This window comes from Nocardioides alcanivorans, assembly GCF_021555175.1.
Classification (GTDB): domain Bacteria; phylum Actinomycetota; class Actinomycetes; order Propionibacteriales; family Nocardioidaceae; genus Nocardioides; species Nocardioides alcanivorans.
Map to the genome: position 1 here is coordinate 43,020 of NZ_JAKGRW010000047.1, position 21,088 is coordinate 64,107.

Sequence of the window (21,088 nt, forward strand, 5' to 3'; positions counted from 1 at the left end):
CCGAGCCGCCCATCCCGGGGCCTCCCTCGTAGTCGAGCGAGCACTCGGTGGCGAGCTCCTCGAGAGAATGCGCCTGCTCCACATGGGCACGCGGGATGACGTAGCGCTCGTCGTACTTGGCCAGGGCGAGGAGGCGGTACATGTCATACATCTCCTCCTCCCCCATGCCGACCGACGCGGGGATCGAGGCGTCCGGCTCGCGACCCATGTTGATGTCACGCATGTAGGAGCGCATCGCAGCCAGCTTGCGCAGCACCCCTCGACCGGCGCCACGTCGCCGGCGGTGAAGAGCTCGGCGAGATACTCGATCGGGATCCGCAGCTTGTCGATCGCAGCGAAGAGGTTGTCGGGGTCCTCGGCGTCGTTGCCGGTGTCGCGCACCACGTCGACCACCGGGGAGAGCGGTGGGACGTACCAGACCATCGGCATCGTGCGATATTCCGGGTGCAGCGGCAGCGCCACCTTGAAGACGTTGATCAACGCGTGGATCGGGCTGCGTTGCGCCGCCTCGATCCAGTCGTGCGGGATGCCGTCACGTTCGGCAGCACGCACCACGTCGGGGTCGTGGGGATCGAGCAGCACCGATCGCTGCGCCTCGTAGAGATCCTGGTCGTCCGGCGTGGACGCGGCCTCAAGGACCCGGTCGGCGTCGTACAGCACGAGGCCGAGGTAGCGCAGCCTGCCGACGCAGGTCTCCGAGCAGACCGTCGGCAACCCGACCTCGATCCGCGGGAAGCAGAAGGTGCACTTCTCCGCCTTGCCGGTGCGGTGGTTGAAGTAGACCTTCTTGTAGGGGCAGCCGGAGACGCACATCCGCCAGCCGCGGCACCGGTCCTGGTCGACCAGGACAATGCCGTCCTCGGAGCGCTTGTAGATCGCCCCGCTCGGGCACGACGCCGCGCACGACGGGTTGAGGCAGTGCTCGCAGATGCGCGGGAGGTAGAACATGAAGGTCTCCTCCAGGGAGCGCTTCACGTCGACCGATGCCTTCGCCAGCACCGGGTCGTTCTCCCAGACCGCCTTCGAGCCACCGAGGTTGTCGTCCCAGTTGGCCGACCAGTTCACCTTCATCGTCTTGCCGCTGATCAGGGAGCGCGGTCGGGCCACCGGGATGTGCTCCTGCGCGGGCGCGTTGGTGAGCGTCGCGTAGTCATAGGTCCACGGCTCGTAGTAGTCGTCGATCGACGGCATCTTCGGATTGCTGAAGATCGTCGCGAGCTTCTTCAACCGGCCGCCGGCGCGCAGCTGCAGCCGGCCCCGCTTGTTGAGCGACCAGCCACCCTTCCACTCGTCCTGGTCCTCGTAACGCCGGGGATACCCCTGCCCCGGTCGGGTCTCGACGTTGTTGAACCAGACGTACTCGGTGCCGGCCCGGTTGGTCCATGCCTGCTTGCAGGTCACCGAGCAGGTGTGGCATCCGATGCACTTGTCGAGGTTCATCACCATCGCCATCTGGGCCATGACCTTCATCAGTAGGTCACCTCCTGCGACCGCTTGCGGATCACCGTCACCTCGTCGCGCTGGTTGCCCGTGGGTCCGATGTAGTTGAAGGCCCACGAGAGCTGCGCATAGCCGCCGATCAGGTGCGAGGGCTTGATCAGCAACCGGGTCAACGAGTTGTGGATGCCACCGCGCCGACCCGACGTCTCCGAGAGCGGTACGTCGATGAGCCGGTCCTGCGCGTGGTGCATGTAGACCGTGCCCTGCGGCATTCGGTGCGACACGATCGCCCGGGCCACCACCACGCCGTTGCGGTTGACCGCCTCGATCCAGTCGTTGTCCTCGATGCCGACCTTGTCGGCGTCGGCCTCACTCATCCAGATCGACTGGCCCCCGCGCGAGAGCGAGAGCATGAAGAGGTTGTCCTGGTACTCCGAGTGGATCGACCACTTGTTGTGCGGGGTCAGGTAGCGCACCGTGATCCCCTCCACCCGAGGGCCGCCCTGGTTGACGTCACCGATCGGTGGCTCGTCGAAGAGCGCCGCCATGTTGAGGGAGGTCGATAGACCGGCAGCCCCTCACCGAGCTCCAGCATCCAGTCGTGGTCGAGGTAGAAGTGCTGCCGTCCGGTCAGCGTGTGCCACGGTTTGAGCCGCTCCACGTTGACGGTGAACGGCGAATACCTGCGCCCGCCGGACTCGGACCCGGACCACTCCGGCGAGGTGATCACCGGCACCGGCGCCGCCTGGGTGTCCGCGAAGGAGATCTGCTTGCCCTCGTGCTCGGCCGCCAGGTCGTGCAACTGCTTGCCGACCCGCTGCTCCAACTGCTTGAACCCCTCGGTCGCCAGGTGCCCATTGGTGGTGCCCGACATCGCCAGGATGGCCTCACACATGTGTACGTCGGTCTCCAGCTTCGGCCGCCCGTCACCGGGACCACCACGAGTCGAGCCGTTCTTGGCGCGCAGGTGGGCGACGGGACGGCTCAGGTCGAAGGTGACGCCCTTGGTGGTGCCGCCGAGCGTGTCGACCAGCGGGCCCAGCGACGTCATCTTCTGCGCCACCGCGCCGTAGTCGCGCTCCACTTCGACGAGCTTCGGCATCGTCACCCCCGGCACCGGCTCGCACTCCCCCTCACGCCAGTCGCGCACCACGCCGTGCGGGTTCGCCATCGCGTCTGGGGTGTCGTGCGAGAGCGGCACCGCCACCACGTCGCTGCGGACCCCGAGCCGCGGACCGGCCAGCTCGGAGAACCTCTGGGCGATCGCCTTCCACGCATCCCAGTCGGTGCGGGTCTGCCACGGCGGCGCGATCGCCGGGTTGAAGGAGTGCACGAACGGATGCATGTCGGTGGTGGAGAGGTCGTGCTTCTCGTACCAGGTGGCCGCAGGCAGCACCACGTCGGAGAACAGCGTGGTCGACGTCTGCCTGAAGTCGAGGGTGAGCAACAGGTCGAGCTTGCCGACCGGCGACTCCTCCCGCCAGGTGACGTCGCGTGGCCGTAGCCCCTCGGGAGTCTCCTCTGCCCGCACGCTGGAGTCGGTGCCGAGCAAGTGGCGCAGGAAGTACTCGTTGCCCTTCGACGACGACCCCAACAGGTTGGCGCGCCAGATCGAGAGCACCCGCGGGAAGTTCTCGGGAGCGTCGGGGTCCTCCCCTGCAAAGCCGAGCCGTTGCTCGCGGAGCTGCTCCACGACGTACTCACCGACGGGCTTGCCCACCTCCCGCGCCTCGTCGGCCAGGTCGAGCGGGTTGCGGTCGAAGGTGGGGTACGTCGGCGCCCACCCCATCCGCGCCGCCTTGGCGATCACGTCGGCGGTGGTGAGCCCCTCGAACGACGAACCGGAATGGGCCGCGAGCGTGTCGGCACCGAACTGGTCGTAGCGGAACTGGTCACCGTTGAGGTACCAGTAGGCGGTCTGGTTCATGTTGCGCGGCGGCCGCGACCAGTCCAGCGCGTTGGCCACCTGGTTGTAGCCGGTGATCGGACGCACCTTCTCCTGGCCGACGTAGTGCGCCCAGCCGCCACCGTTGACGCCCTGGCAGCCGGTGAGCGTGGTCAGCGCGAGGAACGCGCGATAGATGGTGTCGGAGTGGAACCAGTGGTTGGTGCCCGCGCCCATCAGGATCATCGAGCGTCCCCGTGACTCCTCCGCGTTGCGCGCGAACTCACGACCGATCCGGGCCGCGGCAGCAGCCGGTACGCCGGTGATCGGCTCCTGCCACTGCGGGGTGAAGTCGGCGTACTGCGCCAGCAGCAGCTCGAAGACCGTGGTGACCAGGTGGCCGTCGACCCTGCGGGCCGGCACCTCCACCGTGGTCGTCGACGGCAGCCCGTCGATCTCCCCGAAACGCGGCAGCTCGACGGTGACCGTCTCGTCGCCGAGCCGGAGCAGCGGGTCGACACCTTCGAGATCGAGGTTCCATCGACCCTTCCCGCTCTCCCCGAACCGGTGCCCCAGACTCCCGTTCGGCACCACCGGCCTGCCGTCGGCATCGAGCAGCACCGTCCGGAACGCCGCGTTCTCACCCCCACCGTCGGTCGAGCCCTCACCGTCGGTCGAGCCCCCACCGTCGGTCGAGCTTGTCGAGACCCCACCCCCGTCGGTCGAGCCCCCACCGTTGGTCGAGCTTGTCGAGACCCCACCGCCGGTCGGGACCAGGTCCTCCGCCGTGAGGAACTTCCCCGCCCGGTGAACGCCCTCGCCCTCATCCAGCTTCACCAGATAGGGCAGGTCGGTGAACCGCTTCACGTAGTCGACGAAGTAGGGCACCTCCCGCTCCACGAAGAACTCCTGCAGGATCGTGTGCCCCATCGCCAGGGCCAGGGCTCCATCCGTGCCGGGGTTGACCGCCAGCCAGTCGTCGGCGAACTTCACGTTGTCGGCGTAGTCGGGCGAGACCGCGACCACCTTCTGCCCGCGATAGCGCGCCTCGGTCATCCAGTGGGCGTCCGGGGTGCGGGTCACCGGCACGTTGGAACCCCACATGATCAGGTAGCCCGCGTCCCACCAGTCACCGGACTCCGGTACGTCGGTCTGGTCACCGAACACCTGCGGCGAGGCCACGGGGAGGTCGGCGTACCAGTCGTAGAAGCTGAGCATCGTGCCACCGACCAGGTGCATGAAGCGGGCCCCCGAGGCGTGGGAGACCATCGACATCGCCGGGATCGGCGAGAAGCCGGCCACCCGGTCCGGCCCCCACCGATCGATCGTGTGCACATGGGCGGCGGCGACCATCTCCACGGCCTCGTCCCAGGTCGCCCGGACCAGGCCGCCCTTGCCCCGCGCCTTCTTGTACGTCGCCGCCCGCTGCGGGTGATCGACCACGTGCGACCACGCCTTGACCGGGTCGCCGTCGTGCTGGCGCTTGCCCTCTCGATACATCTCCAGCAGCACGCCGCGGACATAGGGATAACGGATCCGGGTCGGCGAGTAGGTGTACCAGGAGAAGGCGGCACCTCGCGGGCACCCACGCGGTTCGTACTCCGGCCGGTCGGGACCTGTGGAGGGGTAGTCGGTCTGCTGGGTCTCCCAGGTGATGATCCCGTCCTTGACGTAGACCTTCCACGAGCAGGAGCCGGTGCAGTTCACCCCGTGGGTGGAGCGCACCACCAGGTCGTGGCTCCACCTGTCGCGGTAGAAGTCATCGGCATCGCGGCCGCCTCTGCGGTGCAGGCTGCGCAGGTCCTCGCTCACCTCCCCCGGGTGAAGAATCGGCGCGATCCGACAAGTAGGTCGGTCAGCGCGTTGTCCAGTCCCGGGGCGTGGTTCACGCGGTCTCCTCCTGGGGGTCGTCTATCAGGTGTCGGACACTCGTGAGGGTGAGCACCAAGGTGAGCGCCGCGGTCACCGCCAGCAGCCACAGCCCGATGGCATAGGACTCCGTGCGGCCGTAGATGTAGCCCATGAGCAACGGTGGCGCGAAGCCGCCGAGGCCGCCTGCCGCACCGACCAGTCCGGTCACACTTCCCACCTGTGCCGGATCGGTCGCCTGGGCGATCAGGGCGAAGGTGGCACCGCTTCCGGCACCCAGCGCGGCCGCCATGAGCAGGAAGGCCGTGGTGCCGCGCACGTCCATCGGCGGATTGGTCGCCGCGACGGCCGCGCAGATCGTGACCAGGGCGAAGCATCCGGCGAGCACCCAGACGGTGGAGAACCGGTCACAGAGCCAGCCGCCGAGTGGGCGCATCACCACGGCGACCGCGACGAAGCCGGCCATTCGGTTGCTCGCGTCGGCAGCGGTCAGGTCATGGGCCGTCTTGAGGTACGCCGGCAGATAGACCGAGAACGCCACGTAGCCGCCGAACGCCACCGCATAGAGGGCGCCGGCCTGCCAGGTCACCGGCAGCCGCACGGTCGCGCGCATCCGGGTCAGCATGCTGGTCGTCGGCACCTGGCGCCCAGGGGCATCTCGCAGCACCAGCCACGCGACCACGGCATAGATCGCCAGCGCAGCAGCGGCCAGCAGGAACGGCGTACGCCGCCCCAGGTTGTCCCAGATCGCGACCGTCGTGAGCGCGCTGATCGCCGTGCCCACCATGCCTGCGCCGAAGATGCCGGTCGCCAGGCCCCTGCGCTCGGGTGGGAACCAGGCGTTCACGAAGGGCACGCCGACCGCGAAGGTGGTGCCGCCGAGGCCGAGGAAGAAGCCCCCCACCAGCAGCAGCGAGTAGGAGTCCAGCGCGAAGAACGCGATGAAGAGCACCGGCACGATGGTTGCCGCCGAGACGGCGGGAAACATCACCCGCCCGCCGAAGCGATCGGTGAGCGCGCCCATCACGATGCGGCCCAGCGAGCCCACGATCACCGGCACCGCGACCAGCAGGGCCACGTCCGACTCGGTCAGCGCGCCCAGTTCCCCGGAGTCGCGATACTTGGGCCCGAGGGGGCTCAGCAGGGCCCAGGCCCAGAAGTTGACCGCGAATCCGATGGTGGCCACGGCCAGCATCAACTCGGGCGACCTCTCGGCACCCCTGTCTGCGAAACGCCCCTCCAGTGCGTTCATGGCAACCACCATGGCGCAACCTGAACCTAGTGTCGAGGGTCACACCTGCAGGAACCGTCTCGGCTTTCGGGAGTGGCTTTGCGAGAACACGTTCTCGTTTGCGACCCTTGGGTCTGTGACCGAGACCACAGCCGCGCCCCGTCCGCTGACCATCGCCGATGTCCTGGAAGCGATGGCCGACACGATTCCCGAACGGGTGGCCATCTTCACGATGGACCACCCCTACACCTTCGCCGAGATCGACGAGCGGGCCACGCGTCTGGCCAACCACCTCGTCTCGATCGGCGTGAAGCCCGGCGACCACGTCGCCGTCCACTCCGCCAACCGCATCGAGTGGGTCGACGCGTTCTACGCCTGCCTGAAGGCCCGCGCCGTGCCGATCAACATCAACTACAAGTACAAGAAGTCCGAGCTCGAGTACCTCTACGGCAACGCCGACTGCGTCGCCGCCGTGATCGCACCCGAGCACCTCGAGGCGGTCAAGGAACTCGACCTGCCCGCGCTGAAGACTCTCATCGTGCTCGACGACTCCTACGAGCAGCTGCTGGCCGCCGCCTCCCCGAGCGCACGATCACCGGGCGCACCGAGGACGACCACTACGTGCTCTACACCGGTGGCACCACCGGCTATCCCAAGGGTGTGGTGTGGCGCAACGCCGACGTCATCAAGGCCGCCCTCAACGCCAGCCGCTTCGGCGCCCCCATCGAGTCGGTGGAAGCCCTCGCTGCCGAGGCCAAGGCCAACGAGAACCCGATGACCCTGCTGGCCTGCGGCCCGATGATGCACGGTGGCAGCCAGTGGATCCTCGGCAACGCCCACGTCGCCGGAGCCTGCGCCGCGCTCTACACCGAGCCCAACTTCTCGGCCGAGAAGATCCTCGACCTGGTCGAGGCGGGCAAGGTCGTCTCCCTCACCTTCCTCGGTGACGCCATGGGCCGCCCGGTCGCCGAGGCAGTGCTGGCCGAACCGGACCGTTGGGACCTCAGCAGCCTGGTCGCGGTCTCCAACGGCGCCGCTCCGCTCTCCGAAGGCGTGCGCGAGGAGATCCGCAGGGCCCTGCCGGGCCGCTACATCCTCGACTCGTACGGCGCCTCCGAGTCGGGCGCGACCGGTTCCTACATGGACGACGGCAGCGATGGCCCGAGCGGCGCCCCGAAGTTCGGCGTCGGTCCCGACGTCGAGGTGTTCGACGCCGACTTCAAGCCTGCCGCTCCCGGGGTCGAGGGACTGCTCGGTCGCTCTGGGCCGGTGCCGCTCGGCTACTACAAGGACGAGGTCAAGACGGCCGCGACCTTCAAGGAGATCGACGGCGTCCGCTGGGTCATTCCCGGTGACGCCGCCCGCCGGGAGGAGGACGGCACCGTGACCGTGCTCGGCCGCGGTTCGGTGTCGATCAACACCGGCGGCGAGAAGGTGCACCCGGAGGAGGTCGAGGCCATCCTGCTGCGCCACGAGGACGTCTTCGACGCCGTCGTCGTCGGCACCGCTCACGAGCGCTGGGGCCAGCAGGTGACCGCCCTGGTGCAGCTGCGCGAAGGCGTCGAGATCACCGAGAAGGAGCTGCAGGACTTCTGCCGCGAGTTGATCTCCAACTACAAGGTGCCCAAGGTGATCCTCTTCGTCGACCAGGTGCCCCGCACCGCGGTCAGCAAGGTCGACTACCCGGCCAGCGCCAAGCTCGCCAACGAGCTGCTGGGCTGAGCACGACGGGCTCTCGGCAGCAGACCCGATGAGCCGCGTTGGGTGTGGTCCGGCATTCGAGGACCGCACCCAACGCGGCTCAAACACTTCCGCGGGCGTGGCAGACGTGCCGGTCGGCCCTCGTGGCGGGGCGAGCTCCCACGCTCGGCTCTGCTGACGAGATCGATGCCGCGGTGCGGTGCGGGTGCTGGCGCTCGGCGGGAAAGAGCGCTTCGGAGATCCGGTTGGCCGCCTCGGCGACGAGTGACGCCAGGCGTTCTGCACGTGCCGAACGCACCGCCACCGACACCGCGGCGACTGCGCCTCCCGGACCCATGACGGGTGCGGCCGCGTTGGTCAGCCCGATCGGGTGGAGTCGGGCCGGCAACATCATCACCCCATGATTGCGTCGGGCGCGGGCCAGGCTCTCCCGGAGACGCTGCTGCTCCTCAACGTCACAGGGCCGGGCCGCGTGCCGGTCGGCCACCCATGCTGGTGGCATCGACGCCAACAGTGAGTGGCCGCTGACCGTCGAGCAGGCGGGAACCTTCGCGCCCACCACCGACGGCACCGTGGGTAGGGCGTCGCCACCCACCTTGTCCAGGTAGTGCACGTTCCAGCCGTCCCGGACTGTCAGGTGAGCCACCCCGTGGGTCAGCCAGTGCAACTCCATCAGCGTTTCGGCTGCAGCCCCGCGAATCTCGACGACATCGGGCATTGCGCCAGCGAACCTCTCCGCTCGCCAACCGAGGCAGTAGCGGCCGTCACCGTGGGGCGCCACCCAACCGTTCGTCATCAGCGCCGACAACAGTCGGAAGATGGTCGACTGCGGGAGTCCTGTCGCCGCCGCGATCCGCTCGTGGTTGATCGGCTCGGCCGCCCGGATCGCGTCCATGACCGACGTGATGCGCTCGATCATGCCCGAGCGACTTCCCGTCGTGGGCGGACGCCGAGGCGCCACCACGGACTGAGGTCCGCGTGGCTCGGCCGGCTCCGCAGTGGGCCGACAGAGTGCCGCCAGTGGCACGCTCGGACGATTCCCGGGTCGCATTCCTTCTTCTCCGCTACGTCACGCCTCGCACGCGACCACCGCGCCCACCTGCCGTCGCGTGGTGATGTCTCGCGCGGCGACGATCACCTCCGCCATGCGCGGATCGTCGTCGGGGTCGGCGGGCAGGTCGAGGATCAGGCCGTCGCACCGACCGTCGTACCAGCGTGCCAACACAGCCGCAAGTTCAGCATGGGGACCCGACGGCACCAGGCGTTCCATGACGTCGTCGTCGAGGCAGTCCGCCATTGCCTCCCAGTTCTCGCCCTTGGCATGGCTGGCCAGGCGGGCTGCCAGGTCGCCGAGGCCGAGCATCTCCAACTGCCGGGCGTAGGCCGGCGTGCTGTAGAGGAAGGCCAGGTCGGGCCGGTACGCATCACGTGCACGTGCGACGTCTGCGGCGGTCTGACCCGACAACGGTTTCGCGGCCAGGACGATCTTCGGGCCACCGTCGACACGGCCCGCACGTCGCACTCCCTCTCGACCGCGGGCAGCACCTGGCCCTGCAGGAAGTCGGAGTGTGAGGCGGTGGGGTGGCAGACGAACCCGTCGGACACCTCACCCCCGAGAGCACACATGCCCTCGTTGACGCCACCGCTCCACACCTCAGGCGCCGGATGATCGAGCGGTCCGGGGTTGAAGAACGGTTGCAGCCGGTTGAAACGATAGTGCGGCCCCTCGTGATCCAGCGGCACCCCGTGCTGGAAGGAGGCGAAGATCGCCCGCAACGAGTGGATGTAGTCACGCAACTGACTGACGGGATCGATCCACGGAGCTGAATACCGGCCGACGATGTTGCCACGCACCTGCGACGCCACCCCGAGATGGAACCTGCCACCGGAGAACCGGGACAGGCTCCATGTCGAGTACGCCGTGAGCATCGGACTGCGAGGAAACGCCACCACCATGCTGGTGCGCACGGTCAGGTCACTGGTGTGCTCCAGCGCCAGCGCACTCGTGGCGAACGGGTCGTTCAGGGTCTCCGACACGTGAAGCGTGTCGAAACCGAGCCGCTCCACGCGGCGGGCCCACCCGCCGACCTCCCCGAGCGGGAGATCGGCGGGCAGGGAGGTGATCAGTTCCATGTCATTCCTTCCGGCCAGGCTCAGGACGAGAAACGCTGAGCCATGTTCACTCGTCGAGCCCGCAGCTGCTCGGCGCGCCGGGCCGGTGTGGCCCGGGGATGCCCCTGCGGCAGTACGTCGTCGAGCTCGGCCAGGGGCACCAGTCGCACCGTGGGCGCGGCCGGAGCCGTCGGTCCGGTCACCCGCCAGTTGAACGTGCCGTTCGGGTGGCCACTCGCGTCGAGCCAGTTGACGACGCCGGGGTCACGCGTGGCGATGACAAGTCGGTGATGACCGTCAGTGTCGGGCACGGCCTCTGCGTCGTTCAGGCTGATCTGTCGGTGCATGAAGTCCATCGCCTGGGCCCACGCGTTGTAGAGGGTGAATCCGAAGTAGCGCGCATCCTCGGGAGCGACGAGATCGATGACGACGACATGGTCGTCATCGATCTCGTAACGTCCGTGGGAGAAGAAGGTGTCGAGTGCAGCAACCTGGATGTGTTGCGGCTCGGTCGCCATCGAGTTCGCCTGCAGGTCGGCCTCCCTCTTGCCGCGGGTTTCCAGCCAGTAGCCGATGACGTCAGCGACGTCGGCGGCCGCCTCGTCGAGCGAGGCGATCACGTGCTCGGTGGAAGGGTGTGTCGGCAGCGCATCCTCAGCTCCGACAGCTTCGATCGTGAAGCTCCCCTTGGTCTCCTCCCAGGCGCCGAACGTCTGGTAGATCGTGACGACGGTGGCGCCTTCGATGAGCGGCAACCAGTTCTCCTCGTTGCTCGGCTCCCGGCTCAGCAGCAGCGTGAAGTTGCCGTCGGCATCGGTCTTGAGGCTTCTGTCGGTGGCGCGCTCCCCGCACCGGTGTGCGCGTTCTTGGCGTAGGCATAGCTGCCGATGGTCGTCTGCACGGCCGTGCCCAGCCGCCCCGTGATCCGGTAGTCGTAGTCACCCGAGACCTTGGCCGTCAAGTAGTAGGTGTCGGGGTTCGGATACTTGGAGTCCCACTCCGCCGCGCAGGAGTTGTGGAACCGCGGGAAGCGGGGATCCGAGTAATACATGGCAGTCGTGGTGGCGAGCGCTTCCATGCTCTTGAGGTAGCGCACCGCCTCGGCGCGCGCGACGTCATCACAGAAGTGCGGACTGGCGAACAACGTCGCTCGCACCTGCTCGACGCGACGCGTGAATCGATCCAGGGCGTCGTTGAGGCCTGCTGCGGACTGGTCGTCGACTTCGGTCATGGTTGTCTCCTCGATTTTCTCAACTGGCTCAAGAACGGTCGCCGGGCGCTTCACTGCGCCAGCCAGGCCTGGTCGTAGTGCACGAGCCCCTCCGCAGTCGGCACGATGCCGTGGACGTCTTCGGACCAGGTCAAGAAGATGCCGGTGGCCGCGAGCGGGATCCCTGGCACCTCTTCCTGCCAGAGCTTCTCGATCTTCGCCAGGACCGGCTTGCCCTCCTCGGGCGACGCCGCTTCTCGCAGTTCTGCGAGCAGTTCGTCCATCGTTGCGTTGGCAAAGCCGGACGGGTTGGTCGGCGCGTTGCTGCTGAGCGCGCCGCTGAGTCGTGCGTAGGGGTCCTCGTCCGACATGTTGTTGCCAGCGACCGCAAGGTCGAAGGCGTGGTCTGCATAGATGGTCTTCACCTGTTCGCTGATGGTCCTCTGCGCCTTGTACTCGACGGTGAACCCCACCTGCTCCAGCATGCCGGTCAGCGTGACCGCGCCAGCGGTGGCGACGGGATCGTTGCCCCCGACCAAGGAGATCTTGCCGTCGAAGCCGTCGGCCTTGGCGGCCTCGACCAGCTTCTTGGCGGCGTCCAGGTCGACCTCGACCTGTTCGACGTCGGTCTTCCACGCAGAGCTGTCAGGGAGGAGCGCCTTGGTCGGCAGACCGTAGTCGCCCTGGTTGAGGCGCCCGACGTAGACCTTGGGGTCGATGGCGAGGTTCATGGCCTGGCGGACGCGCACGTCCGCACCGGGACGCCCCTCTCGGTTGTTGACCCACAGCAGCGTGCCCAGGCCGTAGGTCGACATGAAGCCGGGCCGTCCGGCCGTGCGCGCCGCCTCGACCGTCTTCGCCTCGCGCAGGAAGGCAACATCCACATCCCCGTTGTCGAGGGAGTCCCGGCGGGCCGCGTCGGTGCCCGGCCACATCATCCGCAACTGCTCGAGGTGCGGTGCGCCGTTCCAGTAGTCCTTGTTCGCGGTCAGCAGGAGCTCCTCGCTGGGCGAGTAGCGCTGATAGGTGAACGGTCCGGCACCGATCGGCTCGAACTTCTCGGGGTCCGCGTACGACGCGGGTGCCACGATCATCCCGAGCCCACCGGCCAACTGGTTGGCGAGACCAGGCCACGGGCTGTTGAGACTGACGACCACGGTCCGATCGTCAGGCGCCGTCATCGACTTCAAGAGGCCCGAGACAAGTGCCGCCTGGTAGGCCTTCTCGTCGAGGTAACGCTGGAAGCTCGCCAGCACCGCGTCTGCGTCGACCGACGTGCCGTCGGTGAAGGTGACTCCGTCGCGGAGCGTGATCGTCCACGTCTTGTGGTCGTCGGTCTCGAGCGACTCCGCCATCCGGGGCTCGACGCTCCCGGTCTCGACGTCGTACGTCATCAGCGTGTCGTAGACCGCAGCCAGGGCGCTGCCGCCGACCGCTGCGTTTGCATAGGTCACCGTCGGGTCGAGACTGGTCGGCTCGCCGCTCTCGGCAACGGTGAGGGTGCCGCCGTCCTCCGGCTGTCCGTCGTCGGAGACGTTGACGAGACCGCTGACATAGATCGCCTCCTTCGCCCCCGGCTCGGGCTGCGACGACGAGGAGTCATCGCTCGCGCATCCGGCGGCCAGCACCGTGACCGCGAGGAGGACGACCCAGCGGTGCCGGGCTGAGCGCCGTTGCCCGTTGATGTGTGACCGGACCTTCATGACAGTGACTCCTTCATTGCTGCAAGCCGGGGCGCGATCGGACGGAATCGCCGACGTCGCCGAGGGCACTCGGGAACGGGCTTGATTGAAAGGTAGACAGTTGTCTAAAGTCAAGGGGTGATTCCAGCCGAAGACAAGCCCCGAGGGCCCAAGCAGGTCCGTCACGCAATCCTCACCGCCGCCCACACGAGGTTCGCCGAGAAGGGTTTCTCCGCCTCCCTGCGGGAGATCGCCGCGGATGCCGGCGTCAACCTCGGGCTGATCCACAAGTACGTGGGCAACAAGGAGGAGCTGATCCGCGAGATCCTCCGCCGCGACCTCAAGGTCGGAGCCGTGCTGATCAAGCGGGAGACCACGCTCCCGGAGTTGCTGCGCCGCATGTTCCTCACCGGAGTCGCCGACCCGGCGTACGTTCGCATCACCGCCTGGCTGACCCTGGAGGGCCGCACCGACCTCCTGCGTCAGGAGCAGCCGGGCAGCATGGCGCTGATCCAGGCCGCTGAGCCGTCGAGCAAGGGCGACATCCGGCTGACGACCGCGCTCGCCGCCGTCTACGGGTGGTCCCTCTTCAGCTCGGAGATCCTCTTCTTCGCCGGCATCCCGGACGAGCAGAAGGAAGAGGTCGAGCAGCGCATGGCCGACCTCCTCGCCTCACTCGTCGACCGCGAGGAAGGCGCGGCCGAAGGCAGCGGCGCCCAGGCCCCGACCGGACCCTGAGCACACTGACGATCAGTGCGCCGGCACGACCATGGGGGTGCCGGTCACCGGGTCAGGCACGATCACCGCTTCCATGCCGAAGACCTCCTCGACGACCTCGGCAGTCACCACCTCCGCCGGGGTGCCCCGAGCAATGATCCGGCCCTCGCGCATCGCCACCACGTGGTCGGCGAAGCGCGAGGCCTGGTTGAGGTCGTGCAGCACCGTGACCACGGTGCGGCCATCCTCGACCAACCCGCGCAGCAGCCGGAGCAGGTCGTACTGGTGGGCGATGTCGAGGAAGGTCGTCGGCTCGTCCAGCAGCAGGTACGGCGTCTCCTGCGCCAGCACCATCGCGATCCAGACCCGCTGGCGTTGGCCGCCGGAGAGTTCGGAGAGCAGCCGATCGGCCAGGTCCGCCACCCCGGCGGACGCCATCGCGTCGTCCACGGCCACCTCGTCGGACGGGTTCCAGGCGCCCAGCATCGACTGGTGCGCGTAGCGGCCCCGGCGTACCAGTGCCTCCACCCGGATCCCTTCCGGGCTCAGCGTCGTCTGGGGCAGGAACCCCAGTTCGCGGGCGACCTCCTTGCCCTTCCACGCGGTGACCGGACGCTCATCCAGCTCGACCGCTCCGGCCCGCGCCGGCTGCAGCCGTACCAGCGACCGCAGCAGCGTCGACTTGCCGCACGCGTTGGGGCCGACGATCGCGGTGAAGGCGCCATGGGGCACCTCGAGGTCGAGTCCGTCGACGACCAGGCGGTCGCCGTACCCCAGGCTCAGTCCACGAGCACGCAGCCGGTTCATCGGTGCCCTCCTTCCGCTGATCCCTGCGGTGCCTCGCTCCGGCACACCTCGTACCTCGGCGTACCTCCACGGGGGCTCCTCGCAGTCATCGGCGGATCTCCTTCGTCAGTAGCCACAAGAGGTAGAGGCCGCCCACGCCTGTGGTCACCACACCCACCGGCAGCATGGTGGGCGCGAGCAGGCTCTGCGCCAGCAGGTCGGAGGCGGTCAGCAGGAACGCACCCGCGAGCGCTGCGGGCAGCAGCGGCACCCCCGCTGCGGCCGCCAGCCGCCGCGCGATCTGCGGTGCAGAGAGGGCGATGAAGACGATGGGTCCGGCGATGGCCGTGACCGTTGCCGAGAGGCCGACGCCGACCAGGATCAGCATGATCCGCAACCGCCCGAGGTGGACCCCGGAAGCGATCGCCAGCTCGTCGCCCATGGCGGCCTGGTGCATCGGTCGCGACAGCACGACGAGCGCCAGGCACAGCACCACGATGATCGTCACCGGGCTGTCGATGTCGACCCAGTCGAGGCCGTTGAGCGAACCGGCCTGCCAGACGCTGGCCGAGATCGCCACGTCGAGTTCGGCACGCAGGATGATCCACGAGTTCAAGGCGGTCAGCATCGCCTGGACACCGATGCCGATCACGATCAGCCGCAGCCCGGAGAAGCCCGCCCCCGCAGACAGGACGTAGACGACCAGGGCCGCGGTCAGTCCACCCGCAATGGCGGCGAGGGTGATCGTGGCCTCGCTCGCGACCGTCAGCGTGAAGACCAGCAGTACCCCGGTGTAGGCACCGGCATCGAGACCGATGATGTCGGGGGCACCCAGCGGGTTGCGGGTGATGTTCTGGAAGATCGCCCCGGCCAGCCCCAGGGCCGCGCCGAAGACCAGGGCTGCCACGACCCGCGGCATCCGCCACTGGGTCACGGAGACGTGGATGGGTCCGTCACCGCGCAGCGCTGCCAGCACGTCGGCCGGGCGGTCCCAGCCGCTGCCGTAACAGAGCGAGATCGCCCCGACGGCGAGCGACAGCAGCAACAGGATGAGGCAGACCAGCGACGTACGCACGTCGAGGCGCAGGGTGCGGCCGGCGCCCACCGGCACGACGAGGGTGTTCACACGCCCACCGCCCCGTGTCGGCGGACCACCCAGATCAGCACCGGCCCCCGATGACCGAGGTGAGGATCGCCACGGGCACCTCACCGGTCACCAGCAGGACGCGCGCGAGCGTGTCGGAGAGGACCACGAGCAGCGGCCCGATCACCAGACACAACAGCAGCAGCCAGGTGACCGACGCCTGGGCGAAACGCCGGACCAGGTGCGGCACGATGAGGCCGACGAACATGATCGGACCAGCGACCGCCGTGGCCGTCGCGGCCAGCACCGTGGCCACCAGGAGGGCCAGGATCCGGGTGCGGACGACGGAGACTCCGAGTCCGTGCGCCACGTCGTCACCGAGCGCCACCGCGCTGAGCGGACGCCCGAGGAGCAGGGCCGCAGCAAGGGCAGCGACCAGGACCACGCACGGAATGAGCAGCGGCATCTGCTCACGCCCCGCGAGGGATCCGACCGACCAGAAGCGATAGGTGTCGAAGGTGTCCGGATCGGTCAACCGGATGCCGATCGAGAATCCGGCCAGCACCGCGGTGAGCGCGACTCCTGCCAGCAGCAGCCGGAGCGGGTCCGCGCCGCCCACGGCCTGGACGGCGAAAGCCGCAGCGGTGGCGCCGATGAACGCCACGACCAACGTGGCGGTCTGTCCGGAGACGTCGAGGAGCTGGGTGGCGATCACCACCGCGAACGAGGCACCTGCGGTGACACCGAGCAGCCCGGGCTCCGCGAGCGGGTTGCGCGTCAGGGTCTGCACCAGGGCTCCGCTGAGCGCCAGCGCGGCGCCGACCAGGATCGCGAGCATCGCTCGCGGCACCCGCACGCTACGCACCGTGATGTGCGCATTGTCGGTGGGGTCAGGACGGATCAGGGCCCGGAACGACTCGGCCACGCTCACGTCGCCCTGGCCCGCGGTGAGGCTGAGCAACACCGCTGCGATCAAGAAGACCAGGCCGCCGACGAAGACGAGCGTCGGGACCCGGTGTAGGGCGCCGCTCACTCCTCGTGTTCGTCGTGCTCGTCATCGGCGTGGCCCTCGTCCTCGTGGTCGACCTCGACGGCGCCGCGCTTCCAGTAGCCGGTGACCAGCGATGCCACGCCCAGCCCCTTCGCCCAACGACGCAGCGGCTTGATGCCGCCTGCCTCGCCTGCCGCGAAGAGGAAGACGTCGGCGGCGTCGCGATCACCGAGGTCGAGCTCCGCCACGGCATCGGCCAGCCGCGACCCGCCCGCACGGGAGAGCCAGGTGACGTCGACACCGGGCCGCTCACACAACGGGTAGGCCGTCTCCGCGAGATGGTCATGGTCGACGAGCACCTGGACGGTCACGCCCCGGGGCTCGATCCACTCGGCCTCGTCGAGCCAGCGCGCGAGCGCGGGCAGCGCCGTGGTGTCGATCGCGAAGACGTAGTGCCCGTAGGTGTGCGGGAAGGCGAGCGCTCCGGGCGGGCCGGCCAGCACGACCTCATCTCCGGGCTGGGCCGCCGTCGCCCAGTCGGACGCCAGGCCACCGGGATGGACGACGATGTCGAGGTCCAGTTCACCGGCGACCGGGTCGTGGCGGCGGATGGTGTACTTCCGCATCTGCGGAGCCGGTGCGACCCAGTCGAGCATCAACCGCTCGGGGTTGTACGTCGGGTCGTTGCGGGTGCCGTCGTCCAGCGGGAAGACGACACCGACGTGGTCGTCGCAGGCATAGGAGTGCAGCACCCGGATCTCCGGGCCGGCCAGGGTCAGCCGCAGCATGTGGGGCGTGACCTCGGTCCGGGAGACGAGCCGAGTGGTCCGGATCTGCGTGGCGTAGGGGATCCGGACGGTCCCGCGCCCACCGGTCTGGTGGGCGCGGACCAGCGGGCCCGGGTTGGTGCGGTCCTGTGTCACTGGAGTTCCTCGGCGAAGGCCTCGCCGAACGCTTCGTCGATCGCGTCCAGGGTGAGCAGCGCCGACTTGTAGGTGGCGGCCTCGCTGTAGCGGATCGGGATCACGTGACCCGCCTTCACGGCCGGGAGGTTCTTCCACAGCGGCGAGTCCAGCACGTACTGCACCGCGTCGGAGATCGTGCCGTCGTTGTCCAGCGTGTAGGTGATGTAGTCGGCATCCTTGAAGCTCGAGGGCAGTTCCTCGATGGAGGAGTACTCGGAGACCTCGGCGGCACCGCCGTCGCTGGCGTCCTTGACCCCGCCGTAGTAGTTCGCACCGACGTCACCGACGATGTGGGTGCCGTAGGAGCCACCGAACTCACGCTGGAACTCACCCGCGGTGAGGTCCCCGTAGGCGCCCAGGTGCCCGAAGTCGATGCCGTCGAGCACGTCGGCGTACTTCTCCTTCAGCTCGTCGGCCTTGGCGTAGTAGGTCGCCTTCTGCTCCTCCCAGTTGCTGAGCACACCCGCCGCTTCGGCCTGCCGCCCGCCGAGCTCCTTCCAGGAGTCCGGCACGCTCGGGCCGAGGACGACGACAGGGGCGATCTTCTCGAGACGCTCCATGTTCACGTCGCCCAGCACGGGGAGCGGAACGCCCAGGATGATCACGTCGGGGTCGACCTTCTCGACCGCGTCGTAGTTCACCGTGTCGGCGGTCTCGCCCATGATCTTCTCGGTCGCCTCATAGGTGGCGCGGTCCTCGTCGGTCATCATCGGGACGCCGCGGCCCCACTCGGAGATGCCCACCAGCGGTGCATCTGCCTCAAGCATCACCGGCACCGCATAGCCGGTCGCGATGACCCGCTCGGGCTTCGCAGGGATCTCGATGTCGCCGTTCTCGGCAGTGAAGGTGACGGTCTCACCCTCGACCTTGGCCTCGCTCTCGCCTGCCCAGCAACCACTCAGCGCGAGTCCGAGGGTGGCTGCTGCCAGGACGGCGGTGGCACGGCGGACTGTGGGACGTGATCGCATGACGCTTTTCCTTAGTGGTGTTCCAGGCGCACCCGTGGTCGATGCACGCCCTGGATTCGGGCACGACGGCTCGCTGGTCGGGATACCTGCACGACCAGCGCAAGGTGAGGCTAGCCTTATCAACGATCGTATCCGTGTCGTACAGGAGTCAGATGGTGTCGCCCAGAGGACAGTCGGACGCGCTGACGACCTCGCACACCGCCAGCGACGTGGGCGAGATCACCGTGCAGGAGTACGGCTACGGCCTCGGCCCGCCGGACGGCATCCTGGTGCTGCGTTATCCCCCGGACCGGACCATCCCGGACTTCCCCGAGGATCGTGACGACTTCCTGCACCAGGTCTTCTGGTCGCCCGACGGCGTCCTGGTCGCCCGCCGCGGTGGCACGGCGCGCTTCGTCTCCTCCGGCGAGATGCTCTGGGTGCGCCGCGGCGTCGTCGCCGAGGTGCGCGGACTCGGCCTCCAGACGGTGCTGCGGGTGTGCGTACGTCGCGCGCCCGCAGCCCTCACCGCGTTGCCGGCCGCAGCGTTGACCCCCGATGCGCAGGTGTGCGCGAGGCTGTCCGCGCTCGCACGACCGGGCGTCAGCGAGGCCGACGGCCTCCGCGCGCGGGTCGACATCCTCACCGCGTTGGCCGAGGCCCCGGCGGTCCAGATCGATCATGCGGGAGTGGGTGAGACCCCCGCCCACATCGTGACCCGGGCGCTGCTCTCCGAGCCCGCCGACACGACCAGCCTCGCCGACTGGGCAGAGCGGCTGCACGTGAGTGCGAAGACACTGCAGCGCGACCTCGAGCGCGAGTTCGCGACGACCTTCACCGTGCTGCGCACCCGGATCCGGCTCCGGGCTGCCGTTGCCCTGCTGCACGACAGGTCGGTCACCGAGACGGCGCACCTGGTCGGCTACGCGAGCGCCTCAGCGTTCGTCGCCGCCTTCACCCGCGAGTTCGGCGAGACCCCCGGCCGCTACGTCGCCGGGGACCACGCCGATTCCGCCTGAGCGTCGGCTCAGAACACGTTCTCAGACGCCGAGGCCGGTGGCGACGAAGGCGTCGTACGACGGGGCGATGGTGGCTGCGGGACCGACCTGGTCCGCGACGGCGTCCAAGGTCTTGAGGCCCATGCCGGTGTTGATGACGACGGTCTCGAGGCTGGTGTCGAGCTGGCCGGTCTCCACGAGCTTCTTGAGGACGCCGACGGTGGTGCCGCCAGCGGTCTCGGTGAAGATGCCCTCGGTACGGGCGAGGAGCAGGATGCCCTCACGCACCTCGTCGTCGGTGATGTCCTCCACCGCACCGCCCGTCTGGCGGCAGATGTCGAGCACGTAGATGCCGTCGGCCGGGTTGCCGATGGCGAGGCTCTTGGCGATGGTGTCGGGCTTCACCGGGCGGATCGCGTCGACGCCGGCCTTGTAGGCCACGGAGACGGGCGAGCAGCCGGTGGCCTGGGCGCCGAAGATCTTGACGGGCTTGTCCTCGACGAGGCCGAGCTTCACGAGCTCCTGGAAGGCCTTGTGCACCTTGGTCAGCTGCGAGCCCGAGGCGACGGGGATGACCACCTGGTCGGGCAGGCGCCAGCCGAGCTGCTCGGCGATCTCGTAGCCCAGCGTCTTCGAGCCCTCGGCGTAGTAGGGGCGGACGTTGACGTTGACGAACGCCCAGCCCTCCTCCTCGGCAGCGATCTCCTGCGCCAGCTTGTTGACGTCGTCGTAGTTGCCGTCGACGGCAACCAGGGAGTCGGTGTAGACCGCCGAGTTGACCTGCTTGGGCTTCTCCAGGTTGCTCGGGATGAAGACCACCGTCTTGATCCCGGCCCGGGCACCGGCGGCGGCCACGGCGTTGGCCAGGTTGCCGGTCGACGGGCAGGCGAAGACCTTGGCGTCGAACTCGCGGGCGGCGCTCAGGGCGCAGGCGACCACGCGGTCCTTGAACGAGTTGGTCGGGTTGGTGGAGTCGTCCTTCACCCACAGGTTGTCGATGCCCAGGCTGGCGCCGAGGTTGTGGGCCTTGAGCAGCCGGGTGAAGCCGGGCTCGGTGTTGGGACTCTCGGTGATGTCGGTGGGCACCGGCAGCAGCGCCTGGTAGCGCCAGATGTTGGCCGGGCCGGCCTCGATCTCCTCGCGGGTGATCACCGGGAACTCATAGGCGACCTCCAGGGGGCCGAAGCACTCCGGACACGCATAGTGCGGGCCGAGCTCGAGCTGATGGCCGCACTCGCGGCAGGCGAGGCCGACAGCGTTGCCGAACGCGCCCTCACGCAAGCCCTTGGTGCTGGTGGTCTCGCTGGTCAATGCGCTCATGAGTACCCTCCTCCTCATCTTCCCCGAGCGACGTTCGCACCGGGCCGGAATTGGCACCTTTTCCACGACTGGCGATGGTTGGTCGTCAAGGGATTCGTGGCGGTTGCCGGGACTTCACAGGGCCGTTCCCTCAGTCCCTCTCGATGAGCA

General features: G+C 68.5%; 16 protein-coding genes, 3 pseudogenes and 1 riboswitch. Of the genes and pseudogenes, 4 read left to right on the forward strand and 15 right to left on the reverse strand.

Annotated features, from left to right (window positions below; genetic code table 11):
- Window positions 1-91: 91 nt before the first annotated feature.
- From narH to L1066_RS20395, 4 genes and pseudogenes are all read right to left on the reverse strand, one after another.
- Window positions 92-1,470: pseudogene (gene narH, locus L1066_RS20380) on the reverse strand (nitrate reductase subunit beta); the annotation flags it as partial.
- Window positions 1,470-1,931, reverse strand: a complete 462-nt coding sequence (locus tag L1066_RS29330; protein ID WP_235738019.1) for a molybdopterin dinucleotide binding domain-containing protein — start codon at window positions 1,929-1,931, stop codon at window positions 1,470-1,472. The gene L1066_RS29330 and the pseudogene narH, both read right to left, overlap by 1 nt.
- On the reverse strand, window positions 1,904-5,164 hold the full coding sequence (locus L1066_RS28045) for a molybdopterin-dependent oxidoreductase (protein ID WP_512699729.1): 3,261 nt from the start codon (window positions 5,162-5,164) through the stop codon (window positions 1,904-1,906). The genes L1066_RS29330 and L1066_RS28045 overlap by 28 nt, the downstream gene beginning before the upstream one ends.
- A 46-nt stretch (window positions 5,165-5,210) precedes the next feature.
- Window positions 5,211-6,446 (reverse strand): MFS transporter, encoded by a 1,236-nt coding sequence (locus L1066_RS20395; protein ID WP_235738020.1) that lies wholly within the window; start codon window positions 6,444-6,446, stop codon window positions 5,211-5,213.
- 211 nt (window positions 6,447-6,657) lie between these two features.
- Between L1066_RS20395 and L1066_RS20400 the strand changes: the two are divergent.
- Window positions 6,658-7,649: pseudogene (locus L1066_RS20400) on the forward strand (AMP-binding protein); the annotation flags it as partial.
- A gap of 210 nt (window positions 7,650-7,859) precedes the next feature.
- A complete protein-coding gene (locus L1066_RS28050; RefSeq protein WP_235738114.1) occupies window positions 7,860-8,147 on the forward strand; it encodes an AMP-binding enzyme in 288 nt (95 codons plus the stop codon).
- Window positions 8,148-8,226: 79 nt separating this feature from the next.
- Here L1066_RS28050 and L1066_RS20410 read toward each other — a convergent pair whose 3' ends face one another.
- The 5 genes and pseudogenes from L1066_RS20410 to L1066_RS20430 form a co-directional block, all read right to left on the reverse strand.
- Entirely contained in the window at window positions 8,227-9,045 is an 819-nt protein-coding gene (locus tag L1066_RS20410; protein ID WP_235738021.1) for an IclR family transcriptional regulator, read from the reverse strand.
- Between the two features lie 150 nt (window positions 9,046-9,195).
- Complete coding sequence (locus L1066_RS27065) at window positions 9,196-9,714, reverse strand: LLM class flavin-dependent oxidoreductase (protein WP_283095539.1); 519 nt, start codon at window positions 9,712-9,714, stop codon at window positions 9,196-9,198.
- A 41-nt stretch (window positions 9,715-9,755) separates the two neighbouring features.
- Window positions 9,756-10,259 (reverse strand): annotated as a pseudogene (locus L1066_RS28915) (LLM class flavin-dependent oxidoreductase); the annotation flags it as partial.
- Window positions 10,260-10,279: 20 nt separating this feature from the next.
- Window positions 10,280-10,993 (reverse strand): hypothetical protein, encoded by a 714-nt coding sequence (locus tag L1066_RS20420; protein ID WP_235738022.1) that lies wholly within the window; start codon window positions 10,991-10,993, stop codon window positions 10,280-10,282.
- A gap of 526 nt (window positions 10,994-11,519) precedes the next feature.
- Window positions 11,520-13,151: an ABC transporter substrate-binding protein gene (locus L1066_RS20430; RefSeq protein WP_235738024.1), complete on the reverse strand. Its 1,632-nt coding sequence runs from the start codon at window positions 13,149-13,151 to the stop codon at window positions 11,520-11,522.
- A 117-nt stretch (window positions 13,152-13,268) separates the two neighbouring features.
- On the opposite strand from L1066_RS20430, the gene L1066_RS20435 reads away from it, so the two are divergent.
- Window positions 13,269-13,868 carry a TetR/AcrR family transcriptional regulator gene (locus tag L1066_RS20435; RefSeq protein ID WP_235738025.1) on the forward strand — a complete coding sequence of 200 codons (600 nt, stop codon included), beginning with the start codon at window positions 13,269-13,271 and terminating at the stop codon, window positions 13,866-13,868.
- Window positions 13,869-13,880: 12 nt separating this feature from the next.
- On the opposite strand, the gene L1066_RS20440 is transcribed toward L1066_RS20435, so the two are convergent.
- The 5 genes from L1066_RS20440 to L1066_RS20460 all read right to left on the reverse strand — a co-directional run bounded on the left by L1066_RS20440 (window position 13,881) and on the right by L1066_RS20460 (window position 18,641).
- Entirely contained in the window at window positions 13,881-14,654 is a 774-nt protein-coding gene (locus L1066_RS20440; protein WP_235738026.1) for an ABC transporter ATP-binding protein, read from the reverse strand.
- Window positions 14,655-14,739: 85 nt separating this feature from the next.
- Window positions 14,740-15,759: a FecCD family ABC transporter permease gene (locus tag L1066_RS20445; protein ID WP_235738027.1), complete on the reverse strand. Its 1,020-nt coding sequence runs from the start codon at window positions 15,757-15,759 to the stop codon at window positions 14,740-14,742.
- A gap of 34 nt (window positions 15,760-15,793) precedes the next feature.
- Window positions 15,794-16,750: a FecCD family ABC transporter permease gene (locus L1066_RS20450; RefSeq protein ID WP_235738028.1), complete on the reverse strand. Its 957-nt coding sequence runs from the start codon at window positions 16,748-16,750 to the stop codon at window positions 15,794-15,796.
- Window positions 16,747-17,631 carry a siderophore-interacting protein gene (locus tag L1066_RS20455; protein WP_235738029.1) on the reverse strand — a complete coding sequence of 295 codons (885 nt, stop codon included), beginning with the start codon at window positions 17,629-17,631 and terminating at the stop codon, window positions 16,747-16,749. Before L1066_RS20455 ends, L1066_RS20450 begins: the two co-directional genes overlap by 4 nt.
- Window positions 17,628-18,641 (reverse strand): ABC transporter substrate-binding protein, encoded by a 1,014-nt coding sequence (locus tag L1066_RS20460; protein ID WP_235738030.1) that lies wholly within the window; start codon window positions 18,639-18,641, stop codon window positions 17,628-17,630. Before L1066_RS20460 ends, L1066_RS20455 begins: the two co-directional genes overlap by 4 nt.
- 152 nt (window positions 18,642-18,793) lie before the next feature.
- Here L1066_RS20460 and L1066_RS20465 point away from each other — a divergent pair, with 152 nt between their 5' ends.
- Window positions 18,794-19,639 (forward strand): helix-turn-helix transcriptional regulator, encoded by an 846-nt coding sequence (locus L1066_RS20465; RefSeq protein WP_235738031.1) that lies wholly within the window; start codon window positions 18,794-18,796, stop codon window positions 19,637-19,639.
- A 21-nt stretch (window positions 19,640-19,660) separates the two neighbouring features.
- Here L1066_RS20465 and thrC read toward each other — a convergent pair whose 3' ends face one another.
- Window positions 19,661-20,938 (reverse strand): threonine synthase, encoded by a 1,278-nt coding sequence (thrC, locus tag L1066_RS20470; RefSeq protein ID WP_235738032.1) that lies wholly within the window; start codon window positions 20,936-20,938, stop codon window positions 19,661-19,663.
- 11 nt (window positions 20,939-20,949) lie between these two features.
- Window positions 20,950-21,088: riboswitch (SAM riboswitch) on the reverse strand.

What these genes read in the sequence shown, in the direction of transcription:
- L1066_RS20460 (WP_235738030.1), bottom strand. Translation starts at nt 18,641, where the DNA reads ATGCGATCACGTCCCACAGTCCGCCGTGCCACCGCCGTCCTGGCAGCA.
- L1066_RS20410 (WP_235738021.1), bottom strand. Translation starts at nt 9,045, where the DNA reads ATGATCGAGCGCATCACGTCGGTCATGGACGCGATCCGGGCGGCCGAG.
- thrC (WP_235738032.1), bottom strand. Translation starts at nt 20,938, where the DNA reads ATGAGCGCATTGACCAGCGAGACCACCAGCACCAAGGGCTTGCGTGAG.
- L1066_RS20430 (WP_235738024.1), bottom strand. Translation starts at nt 13,151, where the DNA reads ATGAAGGTCCGGTCACACATCAACGGGCAACGGCGCTCAGCCCGGCAC.
- L1066_RS20465 (WP_235738031.1), top strand. Translation starts at nt 18,794, where the DNA reads ATGGTGTCGCCCAGAGGACAGTCGGACGCGCTGACGACCTCGCACACC.
- L1066_RS20395 (WP_235738020.1), bottom strand. Translation starts at nt 6,446, where the DNA reads ATGAACGCACTGGAGGGGCGTTTCGCAGACAGGGGTGCCGAGAGGTCG.
- L1066_RS20440 (WP_235738026.1), bottom strand. Translation starts at nt 14,654, where the DNA reads ATGAACCGGCTGCGTGCTCGTGGACTGAGCCTGGGGTACGGCGACCGC.